18 protein-coding genes, 1 pseudogene and 1 riboswitch are annotated in these 18,692 nt (G+C 72.7%); of the genes and pseudogenes, 14 read left to right on the top strand and 5 right to left on the bottom strand.

The genetic code is table 11. The annotated features are described in order from the left end of the window. Nucleotides 1-9 precede the first annotated feature (9 nt). Genes NI25_RS27600 through NI25_RS27590 form a run of 3 tightly spaced genes read right to left on the bottom strand, consistent with a single transcriptional unit; the run spans nt 10 to nt 3,220 of the window. A complete protein-coding gene (locus NI25_RS27600) occupies nt 10-1,098 on the bottom strand; it encodes a prenyltransferase/squalene oxidase repeat-containing protein (RefSeq protein WP_061445029.1) in 1,089 nt (362 codons plus the stop codon). After that, nucleotides 1,095-1,829: a class I SAM-dependent methyltransferase gene (locus NI25_RS27595; RefSeq protein WP_061445028.1), complete on the bottom strand. Its 735-nt coding sequence runs from the start codon at nt 1,827-1,829 to the stop codon at nt 1,095-1,097. The genes NI25_RS27600 and NI25_RS27595 overlap by 4 nt, the downstream gene beginning before the upstream one ends. After that, entirely contained in the window at nt 1,823-3,220 is a 1,398-nt protein-coding gene (locus NI25_RS27590) for a glycosyltransferase family 4 protein (protein ID WP_061445027.1), read from the bottom strand. The genes NI25_RS27595 and NI25_RS27590 overlap by 7 nt, the downstream gene beginning before the upstream one ends. Nucleotides 3,221-3,470: 250 nt before the next feature. Here NI25_RS27590 and NI25_RS27585 point away from each other — a divergent pair, with 250 nt between their 5' ends. From NI25_RS27585 to NI25_RS40540, 10 genes and pseudogenes are all read left to right on the top strand, one after another. Further along, nucleotides 3,471-4,166: a TetR family transcriptional regulator gene (locus NI25_RS27585; protein ID WP_383514929.1), complete on the top strand. Its 696-nt coding sequence runs from the start codon at nt 3,471-3,473 to the stop codon at nt 4,164-4,166. Nucleotides 4,167-4,236: 70 nt separating this feature from the next. Beyond that, nucleotides 4,237-4,323, top strand: a riboswitch (cobalamin riboswitch). Between the two features lie 127 nt (nt 4,324-4,450). After that, nucleotides 4,451-5,707 carry a prenyltransferase/squalene oxidase repeat-containing protein gene (locus NI25_RS27580; protein WP_061445026.1) on the top strand — a complete coding sequence of 419 codons (1,257 nt, stop codon included), beginning with the start codon at nt 4,451-4,453 and terminating at the stop codon, nt 5,705-5,707. After that, nucleotides 5,704-6,366, top strand: a complete 663-nt coding sequence (locus NI25_RS27575) for an SCO2322 family protein (protein ID WP_061445025.1) — start codon at nt 5,704-5,706, stop codon at nt 6,364-6,366. The genes NI25_RS27580 and NI25_RS27575 overlap by 4 nt, the downstream gene beginning before the upstream one ends. Nucleotides 6,367-6,433: 67 nt before the next feature. After that, nucleotides 6,434-7,591 (top strand): energy-coupling factor transporter transmembrane component T, encoded by a 1,158-nt coding sequence (locus tag NI25_RS27570; RefSeq protein WP_061445024.1) that lies wholly within the window; start codon nt 6,434-6,436, stop codon nt 7,589-7,591. After that, a complete protein-coding gene (locus NI25_RS27565; protein WP_061445023.1) occupies nt 7,588-9,285 on the top strand; it encodes an ABC transporter ATP-binding protein in 1,698 nt (565 codons plus the stop codon). The genes NI25_RS27570 and NI25_RS27565 overlap by 4 nt, the downstream gene beginning before the upstream one ends. Continuing rightward, on the top strand, nt 9,282-10,133 hold the full coding sequence (locus tag NI25_RS27560) for an ECF transporter S component (protein WP_061445022.1): 852 nt from the start codon (nt 9,282-9,284) through the stop codon (nt 10,131-10,133). The genes NI25_RS27565 and NI25_RS27560 overlap by 4 nt, the downstream gene beginning before the upstream one ends. Nucleotides 10,134-10,326: 193 nt before the next feature. Then, entirely contained in the window at nt 10,327-10,791 is a 465-nt protein-coding gene (locus NI25_RS27555) for a lytic transglycosylase domain-containing protein (RefSeq protein ID WP_107071863.1), read from the top strand. 177 nt (nt 10,792-10,968) lie between these two features. Then, nucleotides 10,969-11,748: a GntR family transcriptional regulator gene (locus tag NI25_RS27550; RefSeq protein WP_061445020.1), complete on the top strand. Its 780-nt coding sequence runs from the start codon at nt 10,969-10,971 to the stop codon at nt 11,746-11,748. A 2-nt stretch (nt 11,749-11,750) separates the two neighbouring features. After that, nucleotides 11,751-12,101: pseudogene (locus tag NI25_RS40545) on the top strand (MFS transporter); the annotation flags it as partial. 109 nt (nt 12,102-12,210) lie between these two features. Further along, nucleotides 12,211-13,062 carry an MFS transporter gene (locus tag NI25_RS40540; RefSeq protein WP_267886347.1) on the top strand — a complete coding sequence of 284 codons (852 nt, stop codon included), beginning with the start codon at nt 12,211-12,213 and terminating at the stop codon, nt 13,060-13,062. Here the strand turns inward: NI25_RS40540 and NI25_RS27540 are convergent. Next, nucleotides 12,980-13,981, bottom strand: coding sequence for a GlxA family transcriptional regulator (locus tag NI25_RS27540; RefSeq protein ID WP_061445019.1), 1,002 nt, complete (start codon nt 13,979-13,981; stop codon nt 12,980-12,982). The genes NI25_RS40540 and NI25_RS27540 overlap by 83 nt on opposite strands. A 125-nt stretch (nt 13,982-14,106) precedes the next feature. Between NI25_RS27540 and NI25_RS27535 the strand changes: the two genes are divergently transcribed. After that, a complete protein-coding gene (locus tag NI25_RS27535; protein WP_061445018.1) occupies nt 14,107-14,697 on the top strand; it encodes a cysteine hydrolase family protein in 591 nt (196 codons plus the stop codon). Here the strand turns inward: NI25_RS27535 and NI25_RS27530 are convergent. Continuing rightward, on the bottom strand, nt 14,694-15,128 hold the full coding sequence (locus tag NI25_RS27530) for an ATP-binding protein (RefSeq protein ID WP_078884751.1): 435 nt from the start codon (nt 15,126-15,128) through the stop codon (nt 14,694-14,696). The genes NI25_RS27535 and NI25_RS27530 overlap by 4 nt on opposite strands. A gap of 93 nt (nt 15,129-15,221) precedes the next feature. On the opposite strand from NI25_RS27530, the gene NI25_RS27525 reads away from it, so the two are divergent. The 3 genes from NI25_RS27525 (at nt 15,222) to NI25_RS27515 (ending at nt 18,679) form a co-directional block, all read left to right on the top strand. After that, nucleotides 15,222-16,070 carry a helix-turn-helix domain-containing protein gene (locus tag NI25_RS27525; RefSeq protein WP_061445017.1) on the top strand — a complete coding sequence of 283 codons (849 nt, stop codon included), beginning with the start codon at nt 15,222-15,224 and terminating at the stop codon, nt 16,068-16,070. Continuing rightward, the gene (locus NI25_RS27520; protein ID WP_061445016.1) at nt 16,030-16,233 is read left to right on the top strand and encodes a DUF397 domain-containing protein; all 204 of its coding nucleotides are present in this window, start codon (nt 16,030-16,032) and stop codon (nt 16,231-16,233) included. The genes NI25_RS27525 and NI25_RS27520 overlap by 41 nt, the downstream gene beginning before the upstream one ends. 217 nt (nt 16,234-16,450) lie before the next feature. Next, complete coding sequence (locus NI25_RS27515) at nt 16,451-18,679, top strand: glycoside hydrolase domain-containing protein (protein WP_061445015.1); 2,229 nt, start codon at nt 16,451-16,453, stop codon at nt 18,677-18,679. Nucleotides 18,680-18,692 lie beyond the last annotated feature (13 nt).

The following is an 18,692-nucleotide window of genomic DNA, read 5'->3' as shown; positions in this document are numbered from 1 at the left end:
GTCCGCCGCTCAGACGCAGCAGTCCGGGTCCAGTCCCCTGGGCAGCCGGTCGCCCGCGAAGACCTGGCAGGTGGCCTCGTGGCCGCCGAGCGCGGCGACGGCGAGGAGCAGCGATCCGGCCGTCCAGGTGGTCAGTTCGCGGGGCCAGATCGCGTCGTCCTCGAAGACGTAGCCCGTCCAGTACAGGCCGCTGTCCGCGTCCCGCAGGTGCTGGATGGACTGGAGGATCTCCAGGGCGTGGTCGGACTCGCCCACCGCCCACAGGGCGAGCGCGAGTTCGGCCGACTCGCCGCCGGTCACCCACGGGTTGGGGACGACGCAGCGCACCCCGAGGCCCGGGACGACGAACCGCTCCCAGCTCTCCGTGAGGCGGCTCCTGGCCTCCGCGCCGGTCAGCGCGCCGCCGAGGACCGGGTAGTACCAGTCCATCGAGTAGCGCCCCTTGTCCAGGAACCGCTCCGGGTGCCGGCGGATGGCGTGCCGCAGCGCGCCGGCCGCCAGCTCCCAGTCGGGCTGCGGCTCTTCGCGCTGCTCGGCGATGGCGAGCGCGCAGCGCAGGGCGTGGTGGACGGAGGAACTTCCGGTCAGCAGCGCGTCCTCGGTGTCCGTTCCGTCGTCGTCGCGGCGCCAGCCGATCTGTCCGCCGGGCTGCTGGAGGCGCAGCACGAACTCGACGGCCGCGACGACGACGGGCCACATCCGGTCGAGGAAGGTGTCGTCGCCGGTGGCGAGGTAGTGGTGCCAGACGCCGACGGCGACGTAGGCGACGAAGTTGGTCTCGCGGCCGCGGTCGGTGACGTCGGCGAAGTCTCCGTCGGCGTAGGCGGCGTACCAGGAGCCGTCCGGGTTCTGGTGCCGGGCCAGCCACGTGTACGCCCGCTCGGCCGCCTCGTGCTCGTCGGCCGTGTCCAGGGCCATCGCCGCCTCGACGTGGTCCCACGGGTCGAGGTGGTGCCCGCGGAACCACGGGATCGCCCCGTCCTCGCGCTGCACGGCGAGGATGCTGCGGACGGTCGCGGCGGCCTCGGCGTCGGTGAGGACGCCGGGCAGGACGAGGTGTTCGGTACGGGGGGTGCGGGGCGAGCGCGAGGTCGTCACGCGGCGTCCACCGGCGGCAGGTGCGGCTTGGTGGCGTAGGCGACGAAGCTCTTGCCGATCAGCGGGTTGAGCGCCTGCTCGGCGACCCGGGTCGCCAGCGGCTTCTTCATGATGTCCCACACCAGCAGCTTGTGGTACGCCCGCACCGGCAGCGCCTTGTCGTTGTCGACGCCGAACGCGCACTTCAGCCACCAGTAGGGCGAGTGCAGGGCGTGCGCGTGGTGGGTGCCGTAGGGCTTGAGGCCGGCCTCGCGGATGCGGGCGAGGAGCTGGTCGGCCTTGTAGATGCGGATGTGGCCGCCCTCGACCTCGTGGTACGCGTCGGAGAGGGTCCAGCAGACCTTCTCCGGGCCGTAGCGCGGCACGGTGACGGCGATGCGCCCGCCGGGCCTGAGGACGCGGACCATCTCGGCGAGGACGCCCTTGTCGTCGTGGATGTGTTCCATCACCTCGGAGATGATGACGACGTCGAAGGACTCGTCGGGGAAGGGCAGGGCCAGCGCGTCGCCCTCCATGGCGGTGGCGGTGGCGCCGGCCGGGGCCTCGCCGGCCTCCTTCATCGCCGCGAACCACTTGGCGACCTCGCGGATTTCCTCGGCGTTCTGGTCCAGTGCGACGACCTGGGCCCCGCGCCGGTAGCACTCGAACGCGTGCCGGCCGGCGCCGCAGCCGAGGTCCAGGACGCGGTCGCCCGGGGCGAGCGGGAACCGGGAGAAGTCGACGGTCAGCACGTGGCCCTGCTTTCGGGATAGACGCCGGTGTCACTGGGGGTCGGGGCCGCGGGTACGGCCTCCTGGGCGGCCGTGGCGGCGGGACGGTGGCCGATGGCCTCGCGGTAGCGGGCGACGGTGCCCTCGGCGGCGCGGGCCCAGGTGAAGTGCTTCAGCACCCGCTCCCGTCCGGCCGCGCCGAGCCGGGCCCGCAGTTCGCGCTCGCCGAGGAGCCGGTTCAGCCCGGCGGCCAGCGCGTCCGCGTCGCCGGGCGGCACCGCGAGGCAGGTCTCCCCGTCGGGTCCGGCGACCTCCGGGACGGCCCCGCCGGTGGTGGCGAGCAGGGCGGTGCCGGTGGCCATGGCCTCGGCGGCGGGCAGCGAGAACCCCTCGTACAGCGAGGGCACGCACGCGACCTCCGCCGACCGTACGAGGTCGACCAGTTCGGCGTCGGAGATGCCCTTGACGAACTCGACGGCGCCTTCGAGGCCGTACCGCTCGATCGCCTGCGCGACGGGCCCCTCGGCGGGCCGCTTGCCGACGACGACGAGGTGGGCCCGGGGGTGCTCGGTCCGCGCCTTCGCGAGCGCCTCGACGAGGAAGACCAGGCCCTTGAGCGGCACGTCCGCGCTGGACGTGGTCACGATCCGGCCCGGCACCCTGGGCACCGACGGGTCGGGCGAGAACAGGTCGGTGTCGGCGCCGATGTGGACGACGTGGATGCGGTCGTCCCGCACGCCGAGGTGGTCGACGATCTCCTGGCGGGAGGTGCCGGAGACGGTGAGCACGGAGGGCAGGCGGCGCGCGACCCGCTTCTGCATCCGGGTGAAGGCGTACCAACGGCGCACCGAGTAGCGGCGCTTGCGACTGTCGGCCGCGTCCAGCTCCAGCTGCCGGTCGACGGTGATCGGATGATGGATGGTGGTGACGAGGGGCGCGCCCACGTCCCCCAGCAGCCCGTACCCGAGTGTCTGGTTGTCGTGCACGACGTCGAAGTCCCCGCGGCGGGCCCGCAGATGCCTCCGGGCGCGCAGGGAGAACGTCAGGGGCTCCGGGAAACCGCCGGTCCACATGGTGCCGACCTCGAGCGCGTCGATCCAGTCGCGGTACTCGTCGCGCTTCGGCGTGCGGAAGGGGTCGGGCTGGCGGTAGAGGTCGAGGCTGGGCAGCTCGGTGAGGGACAGCCGGTCTTCCCGCCCGTCGAGGACGTCGAGCACGGGGTAGGGCTGGGCGCCGATGACCTCGACGCGGTGGCCGAGGCGGGCCAGTTCGCGGGAGAGGTGACGGACGTAGACGCCCTGGCCGCCGCAGAACGGGTTCCCCTTGTAGGTGAGGAGTGCGATGCGCAGCGGTGGCAAGCCGTCGGCTGCGGACTCCGGACGGGGACCCGTCCGACTGGCCTCGGCGGTCACTCTGGGCCCCCTTCTCACTGCGCTGTCCCGCGACACTACGTCGGGAGGTTAATCTAGAACAAGTTTCAGACTTGATCGTCAGAGGCTCTGAATCTACCGGCAGGTAGCCGGGCTGTGACGAGTGGATCAGGTGATTCGCGCCACGGCGGGATCCCGGCGGATCACGGACGGATCGCGGCCGACCGCGCCGGAAGCGGGCGAGAGGGGGGAGAAGGTGACCGAGGCGGACGCCCCGGCGACGGAGACGGAACTGCCGGACGGCCCGGCGACGGAGACGGAGCTGCCGGACGGCCCGGCCCACCGCGCCGCCGCCCCGCCCCTCACCGAGCGGCAGCGGGAGCGCCGCGGCCGCATCCTGCACGCGACGGCGCAACTGGCCTGCCGGGGCGGCTTCGAGGCGGTCCAGATGCGCGAGGTCGCGGAGACCTCGCAGGTCGCCCTCGGCACCCTGTACCGCTACTTCCCCTCCAAGGTCCACCTGCTCGTCGCCACGATGCACGACCAACTGGAACGGCTGCACGCCACCCTGCGCAAGAGCCCGCCCACCGGCGAGACGGCGGCGGACCGGGTGGCCCAGACCCTGATGCGCGCCTTCGGCGCCCTGCAACGCGAACCCCGGCTGGCCGAGGCGATGGCCCGCGCTCTGACCTTCGCCGACCGCAGCGTCTCCCCCGAGGTCGACCAGGTCTCCCGGCAGACCACCGCGATCATCCTGGACGCGATGGGCGGCCTGGACAACCCGACCCCGGAGCAGTTGTCGGCGGTCCGCGTCGTCGAACACACCTGGCTCTCCACCCTGATCACCTGGCTCGCCGGCCGCACCTCCCTCGCCCAGGTACGCGTCGACATCGACACGGTCTGCCGCCTGATCGACCTGACGAACACCGGGACGACCGCGACCGGGAGGGGCGAAGAAGCCGAGCGTCCGGCTCCTCCCGGCCCGTGACCGGGTCGGCCGCCCCTCGGCCCGGCCCCCGCGGCCGGGTAAAGTGGCGGCGTCGTCATCACCCGTACGGGGGGAAGCCGGTGCAATTCCGGCGCTGACCCGCAACCGTGAACCGTCCGAGGCCCCTGAGGCCCGCGGGCGGTGAGCCGGACTGCCCCGGGCGGATGTGACCGGCTCACGTGCCCGGCGCCCGCCGGTGCACGGGCACCGTCGAGGCATACGGGCCGAGCCGCCGGGGGTGCCCCGTGCTGCCGGGCCCGCACAGGGAAAGGCACCCGCCGATCATGAACGTCCGCCGTCGCAGCAGCGCCGCGGCTCTGGCCGCCATAGCCGTGCTCGGCGCCGCCACCGCGCCCGCGGTCGCCGCCGATCCGTCGCCGTCCCCCTCCGCGTCCCCGTCCAAGCCGTCCGGGCTGTACGGGACCGCCGACCCCCAGTACGACGGCGTCTGGCGCCAGTCCCTCGCGCTGCTCGCGCAGGACACGGCGGGCGTCGTCCCGTCGCCGAAGGCCGTGAAGTGGCTCACGGATCAGCAGTGCGCCAACGGCGCCTTCGCCCCCTTCCGCGCCGACCCGGCGGGGGCCTGCGACGCCAAGACCATGGTCGACACCAACAACACCGCCGCCGCCGTGCAGGCCCTGTGGGCCGTCGGCGGACACGGTGACGTCGTCGAGGACGCCCTCGGCTGGCTGAAGTCGGTGCAGAACGAGGACGGCGGCTGGGGCTACAGCCCCGGGACCCCCAGCGACGCAAACTCCACCTCCGTCGTCATCGGCGCCCTGACGGCCACGGAGACCGACCCGGAGGACGTCGTGAAGGGCGGCAAGTCCCCTTACGACGCCCTGCTGACGTTCGCCCTGCCCTGCGCGAAGGACAAGGGCGCCGGCGCCTTCGCCTTCCAGCCCGACAAGGACGGCAAGCTGCTCCCCAACGCGGACGCGACCGCCGCCGGTGTCCTCGGCTCGCTCGGCAAGGGCCTGGTCACCAAGGCCGGGTCCGGTGCGAAGTCCAAGACGGCCACCTGCTCCGACGCGGACGCGCCGACCCGCGAGCAGGCCGCCGCCAACGGCGCCGCATACCTTGCCGACGCGCTCGCCGAGGACGGCCACCTCGTCTCCGCCCTCGGCGGCTCCGCCGACCAGCCCGACTACGGCAACACCGCCGACGCCGTCGTCGCGCTCGCCGCGCAGGGCGGTGCCGACCGGGCCGCCGAGCCGCTGGCCTGGCTGAAGAAGAACGCCGCCACGTGGGCCGCGGAGAGCGGCCCGGCCGCCTACGCCCAGCTGATCTTCGCCGCCCACGCCACGGGCACCGACCCCCGCGACTTCGGCGGCACGGACCTGGTGGCCAAGCTGAACGCCACCGGACCGGCGCCGCAGGGCACGGCGGCAAAGGACACGGCCACCGCGAGCGACGAGGACAAGGCGGAGAAGGACGACGACTCCCCCTTCGGCGTCTGGTGGTTCGTCGGCGTCTGCCTGGTCTTCGGCATCGGCATCGGCTTCCTGCTGAGCAACCGCAACAAGAAGCAGCAGCCGTGACCCCCCGCCGCCTCGTCCTGCTCTTCCTGGCCGCCTTCCTCCTGATCGGGACCGCGGGCCAGGCGCAGGCCGCCGGATACCGCTACTGGTCCTTCTGGGACCGCGACGGCGGCACGTGGGTCTACGCCACCCAGGGTCCGTCCATGGCCCGCCCCTCCGACGGCGACGTCCAGGGCTTCCGCTTCGCGGTCAGCGAGAACTCCGGCGACGCGGCCCAGCCGCGCGGCACGGCGGACTTCGCGTCGATCTGCGCCAAGACGCCGGCCGAGGAGGGCCGCAAGCGGGTGGCCCTGGTCCTCGACTTCGGCACGGCCCCCGACGCCCCGTCCGGCGAGACGCCGCCCGCCCCGCGCACGGCCTGCGCCCAGGTCTCCCCCGACGCGACGACGGCCGACGCCCTGGCCGCCGTCGCCGGCCCCCTCCGCTACAACACCAACGCCCTGCTGTGCGCGATCGCGGGCTACCCGAAGTCGGGGTGCGGGGAGGAGGTGTCGCAGAAGGAGGACTCCAGCGTCTCGGCCACCCCGAGGGCCACGGAGGACGGCGAGGGCGACGACGACGGCCCGTCGGTCGGCCTCTACGCGGGCATCGCCGTCGTGGCAGCCCTGGCCGCCGCGGCAACCTGGCAGGCAAGGCGGCGCAGGAATGCAGGCCGTTAATGCTGCGGGCAGTCGTGCCGCTGAGACCGCACCCCCTGCGGGCAGTCGTGCCGCTGGGGCGGCACGGGTGGGCGCAGGCGGCACCCTGCACGCGCCGGCAAGCGCCCCCACCCCCGCCGCCACCCACCGGCACCGGGCAACCGCCCTGCACCCCGGCGCCTGGTGGCTCTGGGCGCTAGCCCTCGGCACCGCCGCCACCCGCACCACCAACCCCCTCCTCCTCGCCCTCCTCGTCACGGTCTCCGCCTACGTCGTCATCACCCGCCGCCCCCACGCCCCCTGGTCCCTTTCCTACGGCGCCTTCGTCAAACTCGCCCTCGCCGTCCTCCTCATCCGCCTCCTCTTCACCACCCTCCTCGGCTCCCCCATCCCCGGCACCCACACCCTCGTCACCCTCCCCGAAGTCCCCCTCCCCGACTGGGCGCAGGGCGTCCGCCTCGGCGGCCGGGTCACCGCGGAGGGCCTCACCTTCGCGCTGTACGACGCGATGAAGCTGGCCACCCTCCTCGTCTGCGTCGGCGCCGCGAACGCCCTCGCCAACCCCTCCCGCCTCCTCAAGTCCCTCCCCGGCGCCCTGTACGAGATGGGCGTGGCCGTCGTCGTGGCCCTCACCTTCGCGCCGAACCTCATCGCCGACGTACAGCGGCTGCGCGCCGCCCGCCGCCTGCGCGGCCGGCACGACAAGGGCGTACGCGGCCTGCTCCAGGTGGGACTCCCCGTCCTGGAGGGCGCCCTGGAACGCTCCGTCGCCCTCGCCGCCGCGATGGACGCCCGCGGCTACGGCCGGACCGCCCGGGTTCCGGCCCCCGTACGCCGTACCACCGCCGCCCTCACCCTCGGCGGCCTGCTCGGCGTCTGCGCCGGGACGTACGGGCTGCTGACCGCCGCGGGCGGCACGTACGGCGTCCCCGTGCTCCTGGCCGGTGTCGCCGCCGCGTTCGCGGGCCTGTGGCTCGGCGGACGGCGGACGGTCCGCACCCGCTACCGCCCGGACCGCTGGGACGCCCGCGCCTGGCTGGTCACCGCCTCCGGCGTGGCGGTCGCCGCGCTCCTGTTCCTCGCCGCCACCCGCGACCCGGCGGCACTGCACCCGGGCGTGGTCCCGCTGACCGCGCCCACCCTCCCCCTCTGGCCGGCGGCGGCCGTACTCCTCGGCCTGCTCCCGGCGTTCGTCGCCCCCTCCCCCGATCCCGCCCCGAAGACCGCCGTGAAGGAGCCGTCGTGATCCGCTTCGAGGACGTGTCGGTCACCTACGACGGCGCGAGCGAACCCACCGTCCGGGGCGTGGACTTCGAGGCCCCGGAGGGCGAACTCGTCCTGCTCGCCGGGCCTTCCGGCGTCGGCAAGTCCACCGTCCTCGGCGCGGTCGGCGGCCTCGTCCCGCACTTCACCGGCGGCACCCTGCGCGGCCGGGTCACCGTGGCCGGCCGCGACACCCGCACCCACAAGCCGCGCGAGCTCGCCGACGTGGTCGGCACGGTCGGCCAGGACCCGCTCTCCCACTTCGTGACGGACACCGTCGAGGACGAACTGGCCTACGGCATGGAGTCGTTGGGCCTCGCCCCGGACGTGATGCGCCGCCGCGTGGAGGAGACCTTGGACCTGCTGGGCCTGTCCGACCTCCGCTCCCGCCCCATCGCCACGCTCTCCGGCGGCCAGCAGCAGCGGGTCGCCATCGGCTCGGTCCTCACCCCGCACCCCGACGTCCTGGTCCTGGACGAGCCGACCTCCGCCCTGGATCCCGCCGCCGCCGAAGAGGTCCTGGCGGTCCTCCAGCGCCTGGTCCACGACCTCGGTACGACGGTCCTGATGGCCGAGCACCGCCTGGAGCGGGTCATCCAGTACGCCGACCAGGTCGTCCTGCTCCCGGCCCCCGGCGAGGCACCAATCGTCGGCGCCCCGGCGGACGTGATGGCCCTCTCCCCGGTGTACCCGCCGGTGGTGGACCTGGGCAGGCTGGCGGGCTGGTCCCCGCTGCCGCTGACGATCCGGGACGCCCGCCGCCGGGCCGCTCCCCTGCGCGAGCGCCTGGCCGACCGCGAGATCCCGGACCGCACTCCGCCGCCGACGACGGCCGCGCTGCCGGAGCCCCCCGCCCTCCGGCCCGCCCCCGCCCGCCGCTGGCGCCGGAGCAGGACGACCCCGCAGGTCCCCGCCGCCCCCACCCCGTACGCCGCCGAGGTCCGTTCCCTCGCCGTGCGCCGCGACCGCGTCGAGGCCCTGCGCCACGTCGACCTGACCGTCTCCCCCGGCGAGACCGTCGCCCTGATGGGCCGCAACGGCGCCGGGAAGTCCACCCTGCTCTCGGCGCTCGTGGGCCTCGTCGCACCGTCCGCCGGTTCGGTCCGCACCGGCGACGCCGTACCGCACCGCACGGCCCCCCGTGACCTCGTACGCCGGGTCGGGCTGGTCCCGCAGGAGCCGCGCGACCTGCTGTACGCCGACACGGTCGCCGCCGAGTGCGCGGCCGCCGACCGGGACGCGGACGCGGCACCCGGCACCTGCCGGGCCCTGCTCACCGAGCTGCTCCCCGGCGTCACGGACGACACCCACCCCCGGGACCTCTCCGAGGGCCAGCGCCTCACCCTCGCCCTGTCCGTCGTCCTGACCGCCCGCCCGCCCCTCCTCCTCCTGGACGAGCCGACGCGCGGCCTGGACTACGCGGCGAAGGCCCGCCTGGCCGGCATCCTGCGCGACCTGGCCGCCGAGGGCCACGCGATCGTGCTCGCCACGCACGACGTGGAACTGGCCGCCGAGCTGGCCCACCGGGTCGTGCTGCTCGCCGAGGGCGAGGTGATCGCCGACGGCCCGGCGGCGGACGTGGTGGTGGCCTCCCCGTCCTACGCCCCGCAGGTCGCCAAGGTGCTGGCACCGCGGCAGTGGCTCACCGTGGCCCAGGTACGGGAGGCCCTGTCATGACCGGCGGTCCCCCTCCCCAGCGTCAGGCCCGGGCGGTCCGCCTGGGCCCCCGCTCGGTCGCCGCCCTCGTGCTGGTCAGCGCGGTGGGTGTGGCGGGCTTCGGCTGGCCCTTCCTGGCCCCGCCGGACGCCTCGCTGAACGCGCACGCGCAGGACGCCCCGTGGCTGTTCGCGGGCGTGCTGGTGCTGCTGGTGGCGGTGGTGGCGGCGACGATCTCGGAGTCGGGCCTCGGCCCGAAGGCCGTGGCGATGCTCGGCGTACTGGCGGCGGCGGGTGCGGCCCTGCGCCCCATCGGCGCGGGGACGGCGGGTCTGGAGCCGATGTTCTTCCTCATGGTCCTCAGCGGCCGCGTCCTCGGCCCGGGCTTCGGCTTCGTGCTCGGCTCGATCACCATGTTCGCCTCCGCGCTGCTCACGGGCGGGGTGGGCCCGTGGATGCCGTTCCAGATGCTGGCGATGGGCTGGTTCACGATGGGCGCGGGCCTGCTGCCGGGCCCCGACCGCCTGCGCGGCCGGGCGGAACTGCTGATGCTGGCGGCGTACGGCTTCCTGGCGGCCTTCGCCTACGGCACGGTGATGAACCTCGCGGGCTGGACCTTCATGAACACCCTCGCCTCGAACATCGCCTTCGACCCGGACGCGTCGCTCCCCGCCAACCTCGCCCACTTCCTCGCCTACTGCCTGGCCACGTCGCTCGGCTGGGACGGGGGCCGCGCCGCCATGACGGTCGTCCTGACGCTCACGCTCGGCACCCCGCTCCTGAAGGCGCTGCGCCGCGCGACCCGCAGGGCGGCCTTCGAGACGCCGGTCACGTTCGAGAAGGGCGACGGGGTGAGCCGCCCCACGTGAGCCGCTTCACCTACGAAGCGGGGTCGTAGGCGACGGCCGGTCGGCGTACGGGCCACGCCGCTGCCGGGTCGGCACACGCACGCTCCACCTACGACCCCGCTTAGCAAAAGGGACGATTGCGGACGACCGGCCCGCCTGCTTCTCTGAACCGGTCGTCAGGCGCCGACGCCCTCCCGGGCAGCGGCGCCGACGCATGCCGGGCCGGTGTGCGCCGACGCCCCTGTCCCCGAAGAAAGGCCCTCCGTTGACCGCCGCTTCCCTCCTCCGTTCCGTCGCCACCCCGAAGAAGGCCCTCGCGGGTGCCGCCCTGGCCGCGGCCACCTGCGGCTCGCTGATCGCCGCCGGGCCCGCCCAGGCCGCGACGCCGGCCTCCTCGGCGCAGGCGACCGCGAAGAAGATGATCGGTGACTCGGCCGAGTTCCGGTGCTTCTCGAAGATCGTCGACCACGAGAGCGACTGGGACATCCACGCCACCAACGCCTCCAGCGGCGCGTACGGCCTGGTCCAGGCCCTGCCGGGCTCGAAGATGGCCTCGGCGGGCGACGACTGGAAGACCAACGCGGCCACCCAGATCGAGTGGGGCCTTGACTACATGAAGGACCGCTACGGCAGCGCCTGCGGCGCCTGGAGCTTCTGGCAGGCCAACGGCTGGTACTGACCCGGCCCTCACCCCGCTCCCCCGTACCGAAGGCGGCGGCCCCCTGATCCCCGGGGGCCGCCGCCTTCGTGTGTCCGGTGTCGGCGGTTCGAGCGGATTGCTGCTGCATCAGCTTTCGGCCGGTGCAGTAGCTTTCCGGCATCCCCGAAACGACCGGAAGCGACCGGAGGTCCACCCATGCCCCGTCAGGCGCCCTACCTCGCGCTGGCCGACGTGCTGCGGACGCGGGTTCTCGCCGGAGAGTGGGAGGTCGGGGCGCGGCTGCCGTCGCGGGCGCGGCTCGCCGAGGAGTACGGCGTCGGGCGCAACGTCGTGCAGCGGGCCGTGGACCTGCTGGTCGTCGACGGGCTCCTCGAAGGGCGTGCGGGTTCGGGCACGTACGTCCGCAGCCCCCGCGAGCGCCTGCGTCTGGTCCGCTCGCGGCACCGGGAGCGGACGGGCGGGCGCCCTCGCGGCGCCGAGGCGCGGGAGCGGGGCAGGGCCGACTCCTGGGACGCGGACAGCCGGGTGGGCGTCCCCGCGCCGGAGGCCATCGCCGAGCGGCTGGGCATCGCGCCCGGCGACCCCTGTGTCACCACGCGGTACGAGTTCCTGGCCGGTGGGCAACCGGTCCAGCTCTCCGAGTCCTGGGAGCCCCTGGCCCGCACGGAGGGGACGGCGGTCGTGCTGCCGGAGGCGGGGCACCTCGCGGGCCGAGGGGTGGTCGAGCGCATGGGCTCCCTCGGCATCGTCGTCGAGACGGTCGTCGAGGTGCCGCGCCCGGCCCGCGCCACCCGGGAGCAGGCGAACCTGCTCGGCATCGGCCCGGGGGACCTCGTCCTCCTGATCGAGCGGACCATGTACGACACCGGTCGGCGCCCGGTCGAGACCGCCGACATGGTCGTTCCGGACCGGTACCGGGAGGTGGTCTACGAGTTCGGCGTGGACCGCCCCGTCCCCACCGTCCCGGGTCGCTAGGGATGCCCAGGTCCCCCCGGTTCGGACTCCTCGGCGACCCGGACTTCGGGCGCCTCTTCGCCGCCACCGCACTCGGGCAGCTCGGCGACCGGATCATCTTCCTGACGTTGCCGCTGGTGGCGATCGCGACCCTGCACGCCGACGAGTTCCAGGTCGGGCTGCTGACCGCGACGACCACGGCGGGCTCGCTGCTGGTCGGGCTGCCCGCCGGGGCGTGGGTCGACCGGATGCGGAAGAGGTCCGTACTGATCGGCACCGACCTCCTGCGCGCGGCGGCCCTCCTGACGATTCCGCTCGCCTGGTGGGCCGGCCTGCTCGGCATCCGGCTGCTGTACGCCGTCGCCCTGCTGCACGGGGTGCTGACCGTGTTCTTCGACGTCGCGTACGTCAGCTACCTGCCGCACCTGGTGGGACGAGGGAACCTGGTGGGGGGGGAACGCGAAGCTCTCGGCGGTCCGCTCGGTGACCAGCATCGGCGGCCCGGCGGTGGCGGGCCCGCTGGTCGGCCTGGCGGGGGCCCCGGCCACGCTCCTGGCCGGTTCGGTCGGTATGACCCTGTCCGGTCTCTTCGCGGCCACGATCCGCAGGCGGGAGGAGAAGCCGGATCATGTGCCGGAGAGGCCTCGCCTCAGGTCGGAGATCGCGGAGGGGCTGCGCTTCGTCCTCCACCATCCCGCCCTGCGCGCGATCATGTTCTCGGACGCGCTGTTCAACCTCTCCCTGGTCATGTACCAGACGATGCTGCTGGTCTTCCTGGAGCGCACCCTGGGCCTGGGGCCCTTCGGCATCGGACTCGTCCTGTCGGGCATGGGGTGCGGCGCCCTGCTGGGCGCGTTGACGGCCACCACGCTGGCGCGGCGGGTCGGACAGCGCCCGGTCATCTGGCTGGCCACGCTGGCCACGTGCCCCCTGACCGTGCTCATGCCGCTGGCCCGCCCCGGCTGGACCCTGTACGCCGGTGCCGTCGGACTCGCCGCGCTCTCCCTGGGCGGCGTGGTCCGCATGGTGGCCCAGTCCAGCCTCCAGCAGTCCCTCACCCCGGACCGGCTCCTGGGCCGCATGGCGGCGACGGCCCGGTTCGTCTCCTCGGGCGGCGTTCCGCTCGGCGGCCTCCTGGGCGGAGCCTCGGGTTCCGCGTTCGGCGCGACCGGGACCCTGTGGATCGGCGCGTCCGGCATGACGCTGAGCGCCGTCCCCACCCTCCTGTGGTGGCGTGCCGCGCGAGGCAGGCCTAGCTGTGGGTGCTCACGACCGTCCGGAAGCGGCGACGGTACTCGGTCGGTGTCGTGTCCAGCCTGCGCCGGAAGGCCCTGACCAGGGTGTCGACGGTGCCGAAACCGCAGGCGGAGGCGACGCGTTCCAGGGTGGCATCGGTGGATTCCAGCTGCTGGCGGGCCACTTCCACGCGCGCCGACTCGACGTACGCGTACGGGGTCGTGCCGAGTTCGGTCTTGAAGATGCGGGTGAGCTGCCGGTCACTGACGTGGGCGTGGGCCGCGAGGTCGGCGACGGTGAGCGGTTCGGCGATGTGGCGCATGATGTGGTGACGGAGGTCCTCGACGCGCCGGGTCGTGGCGACCTGCTCCAGCGGTACGCTGAACTGGCTCTGCCCGCTGGGCCGTTTCAGGTACATCACGAGCTGCCGGGCCACCCGCAGCGCCACCGCCTCGCCGAGATCGTCGGCGACCAGGGCGAGCGAGAGGTCGAGGCACGAGCTGATGCCCGCGCCGGTCCACACGTCGCCGTCGCGGATGAAGATCGGGTCGGCGTCGACCTCGACCGCCGGATGCTCGTCGGCGAGCTGCCGCGCGGTCGACCAGTGCGTGGTGGCGCGCTTGCCGTCGAGCAACCCGGCGGCGGCGAGGACATGCGCTCCGACGCAGACGGAGGTGACCCGCCGGGTCCGTTCCGCGAGCCGTCCCACCCACTCCACCACGACGGGGTCGGTGAGCGCCCGGACCCGCCGCCGGCCGTCGACCTCGACCGCGCCGGGCACGATCAGGGTGTCGATGCGCCGCCCGGACAGGCCGTCGAAGGTGACGTCGGGCAGGACCCGGACACCGGCCGAGGTGGTGACCGGGCCGGTGGTCGCGGCGGCGAGCAGCACCTCGTAACCCGCCGCGTCCTCCGTCTCGCGCCGCGCGAGGGAGAACACCTCCGGCGGCCCGGTGACGTCGAGCAGGTCGACGCCCTCGAAGAGCACGACGACGATCAGTCGTCCGGCGGGGTTCACGGTCCCTCCCGGGGGGTCGCACGGCCATGTCGGTATCTGCAGGTTAGACGACATTGCCGACATCACCGGGCGGGACCTAGCGTCGTAGGAACAGGCCATCGACCTTCCCGATGCAAGGAGCCACCGTGCCCAGGACCACTTTGCGCCGCCTCAGCGGACTCGACGACACCCCCGCCAAGCTCGCCGGCTCCACCCTCGTCCTCGTCGACTACCAGAACACCTACACGACCGGTGTGATGGAACTCGACGGCTGGCAGGCCGCGCTCGACGCGGGCGCCCGGCTGCTCGCCCGCGCCCGCCGGGAGGGCGCCAAGGTCGTCCACGTCGTCCACGACGGCGGCGAGGGCTCCCCGTACGACCTCGGGGCCGAGATCGGGCAGATCCACCCCAGCGTCGCGCCGGTCGACGGCGAACCCGTCGTCACCAAGAAGGCGCCGGACTCCTTCTACGGCACCGATCTGGGGGAGCACGTCGACGCGGCCGGCAACAACGACGTCGTCGTCATCGGCTTCATGACGCACATGTGCGTCGCCTTCACCGCCCAGGGCGCCTTCCTGCGCGGCAACCGCCCCACGGTCGTCGCCGACGCCTGCGCCACCCGCGCCCTGCCGGTGGCGGACACCGAACTCGACGCCCGCCAGGTGCACTACGGCGCCCTCGCCACCGTCGCCGACATGTACGGGGTCGTCGTACCGACGCAGGAGTCCCTGACCTAGGCCGATACGGGCCCGGCCCCGCACTCGAACCACACGGTCTTGCCACCCCCGGGCCCCGGCCCCACACCCCACTTGTCGGCCACCGCCTCCAGCAGCACCAGCCCCCGGCCGCCCTCCGCGTCGTCGCTCACCCACGCGGACGGTACGGGCTGCCGGGGGCTCCCGTCGGCCACCTCCACGCGGACCGCGTCCGCCTGCCGCAGCAACAGCACCGTGCAGCGCCGGTTGGGGACATGGCGTACGACGTTCGCCAGCAGCTCGGTGACGCCGAGTTCCACCGCGTCGGCCAGCTCGGCGAGATCCCACTCGCGCAGGTACGAGCGGACGATGCGGCGGACGTGCCCCGCCGAGTGCGCGCCGGCGGTGAAGCTCATCCGGTACCGGTCCGCCACGGGGTGGCCCACGAGGACCGAGGGAAAGTATTCGTTCACGGCACGAGCCTGACGTCGGACGACTACCGTGGGCTACGGAACGGATACAACCGGTGCCCCAGTGGATCGAGTTGTGCGCAAAGGGGGCTGTGCGTGACCCACATCAACGTCCTTGACCCGGGCGCCTCGCCGCTCGACTACTACGGCTTCGAGCTGCGCCGCCACCGGGAGGCCGCCGGGCTGACCCAACGGCAGCTCGGTGACATCGTCAACTACACCGGCTCGCTGGTCGGCCAGATCGAGACGGCCCGGAAACTGCCGACGCCGGAGTTCAGCGAACGGGTCGACGCGGCGCTGGGGACGGGAGGGTTACTGTCCCGACTCGTCGACCTGGTGATGCGCAGTCAGGTACCGGCCTGGTTCCAACAGGTGGCGGAGTTGCAGGCCCGGGCCACTGAGATCTACTCGTTCGACACGCACATGGTCCACGGCCTCCTCCAGACCGAGGCCTACGCGCGTGCGGTCCTCGGAGCGCTGGACCAGAGCAACCTCGACGACCGGACATCGGTGCGCATCGCACGCCAGAAGATCTTCGAGAAGGACGAACCGCCGGTCTTCTGGGCCGTGCTCAGCGAGTGCGCGCTGCGCCAGGAAATGGGTGGCCGGGAGACCATGCGGGAGCAACTGGCCCACCTGTTGGCCTTCGAAACCAACCCGCGCATCAACATCCAGATCCTGCCCTACTCCGCGGGCGCACACGCGGGACTCACCGGCTCATTCGACGTCTATCGCTTCGCGGGCGACCCGCCCATCATCTACACCGAGGGGTACGGCAGCGCGCATCCGACCGCAAACCCGAGCACCGTCAAGAACTGCTCGCTCCGATACGATCATCTCCAGGCATCCGCGCTCTCCCTCAGAGACTCGGCGGAGCTGATCCGGCGCTTGATGGAGGAACGCTATGGAGAGCAACGCGACTCTGACGGGGATCCAGTGGCGTAAGTCCAGCTACAGCAGCGACCAGGGCGGCAATTGCGTCGAAGTGGGCGAACTGCCCGCCACCGTCGCCGTACGCGACTCCAAAACCCCGGCGGGACCGACCCTCACCCTCACCCCCGCCGCCTTCACCACCTTCGTCGGCTGGGCCCGCGCCACCCACAAGTGACGCGTCGGCGTGCGCAATTACGCCAACCATGAGCCGGACCCTGGGCCTTGTGATCTTCGTGTGCCTAAAGTGTGTGCGCCTTAGGCACTCGCAACAGGTCACCCCCTGACACACGACCGCGGCGGGCACGCACCACCTCTGCCCGACCCGCGCCGGTCGAGCACGGCCTTACTCGGGCTCGGGTGGCGGCGCCCTCCGTCCGAGAGGAAGCCGGCCCATGGCTGACGAGATGGTGCGCGCAGCGCAGCAGTTCATCAACACCACGTATGACGACGGCGCCAAACTGGGCATATCGAAGCTCGACGAGAACGGCCAGACGAGCTGGACCGTGATGTACGCCCTGACCCGGGCGCTCCAGTACGAGCTGGGCATCTCCGGCCTGTCGAACAACTTCGGCCCCACGACGCTCTCCACGCTCCAGTCGAAGTACCCGAGCATCCACGCCTCGGGCGCCCCCGAGAACATCGTCCGGATCGTGCAGGCCGGCCTGTACTGCAAGGGGTACGACGGCGGCGGCATCGACGGGACGTACAGCGAGCGGGTCCAGGACTCGGTGCTGTCGCTGAAGTCGGACATGGGTGTCGACTTCGCCTACCCCGGCAGCGACGTGGTTCCGAAGGTCTTCAAGGGCCTGCTGAACATGGACCCGTACGTCACCGTCAACGGCGGCTCCGAGCAGATCAGGGCCGTCCAGCAGTGGATGAACGGCGAGTTCGTCAACCGCCGGGACTTCTACATCGTGCCCTGCGACGGACACCACTCCCGGACCGTCGCCACAGCCATGCTCTACGCGGTGCAGTACACGATCGGCATGGCCGACGGCGTGGCCAACGGAAACTTCGGGCCGGGCACCAAGTCCGGGATCAAGGCGCACACGCTGTCGGTGGGGTCGTCCGGCACCTGGGTGCAGCTCTTCACCGCGGGCATGCTGCTCAACGCGCGGCCGGTGTCGTTCAGCGGCACCTTCACCTCGGCGCTCGCCGACGCCGTCCGCTCGTTCCAGTCGTTCGCCAAGCTCCCGGTGACGGGGCAGGGCGACTTCTCCACCTGGGCGTCGCTGCTGGTGTCGTACGGCGACCAGGACCGCAAGGGCGCCGCCTGCGACGGCGTCACCCGGATCACCCCCGACCGGGCCAAGGCCCTCAAGGCGGAGGGGATCACGATCGTGGGGCGCTACCTCACCAACCCGGTCCCGGGCGGCGGCACGGTGCCCGAGAAGGAGATCCAGTCCGGGGAGCTGCAGACCATCGCCGACGAGGGCATGCGCTGCTTCCCCATCTACCAGACCTTCGGCCGGGGCGCGAGCGACTTCAGCTACCCGCTGGGGCGCGCCGCGGGGCAGGCCGCGATCAACGCCGCGCTCGACCACGGGTTCAAGTCCGGGACCAGGATCTTCTTCGCCGTCGACTTCGACGCGTACGACTACGAGGTCACCGACAACGTCCTGCCGCACTTCAAGGGCATCGAGGACGCGATGCGCGACGACGGCAACCGGTACACGGTCGGCGTCTACGGCCCGCGCAACGTGTGCACGCGCGTGTCCGACGCCGGGCACGCGTCGGCGTCGTTCGTGTCCGACATGTCCTCCGGGTTCTCCGGGAACTTCGGTTACCCGCTGCCCACGAACTGGGCGTACGACCAGATCGTCACCAAGACCGTCGGCTCCGGCAGCGGCTCCATCAACATCGACGTCAACATCGCCTCCGGACGGGACAGCGGTCAGGGGTCCTTCGACCCGCCCCGCGGCGTCAAGCCCGACACCCGTCTCAGCCCGGACGTCACGACGGCCATGGAGACCGACGTCGGCAAGTACATGGAGTCGCTCGGCTTCCCCCTGGACGGGGGACTGCGGTCGTACCAGCACTGGAAGTGCTTCGAGCGCACCGTCACCGCGCACGACGACCTGATCACGGAGCTGTCGAACCGGCACAACATGCGCAAGGCGCTGATCCAGACCACCGCCTACTGGGAGATGCGGCACATCTCCCCGGACGACGAGGCGGCCTGGGCCGCGGTCATCCTGGCCTTCAACACGACCCGGCAGTACATCCGGGACACCTCCACCGGCATCGCCAAGCAGCGCGCGGTCACCCTCATCGGCGCCTGGAACCACGCGCTGGACAAGGGGTACGGGTCGGGTCAGCCGCGCCGGGACGTGTCGGTGGACGAGGACAAGTACAACGCGTGGAAGCAGGCGTACGACAGCGAGACGTACGCCCTGACCAGCGTCGCGCTGATCCACCGCTGGGACATCGACGGCAAGCCCGGCGGCGACGACGACTCACCGGCCCTGCGCCAGCCCACCCTGGGCTACACGGACCAGGAGATCTACGAGGTCCTGCGCCGCTACCAGGGTCCCGGCGACGTCGCCTACGAGGAGGCCAAGAAGAGAATGGGGCTCTACTACGTGATGGAGAAGTACAACTCCATCTCCCGCAACCTCTGACAGGAGTACGGCA

Origin of the sequence: Streptomyces sp. CCM_MD2014 (assembly GCF_000772045.1) — a bacterium.
GTDB lineage: Bacteria > Actinomycetota > Actinomycetes > Streptomycetales > Streptomycetaceae > Streptomyces > Streptomyces salinarius.
Note: the sequence above shows the minus strand (reverse complement) of the source record. Positions and strands in the feature narration are given on the sequence as shown.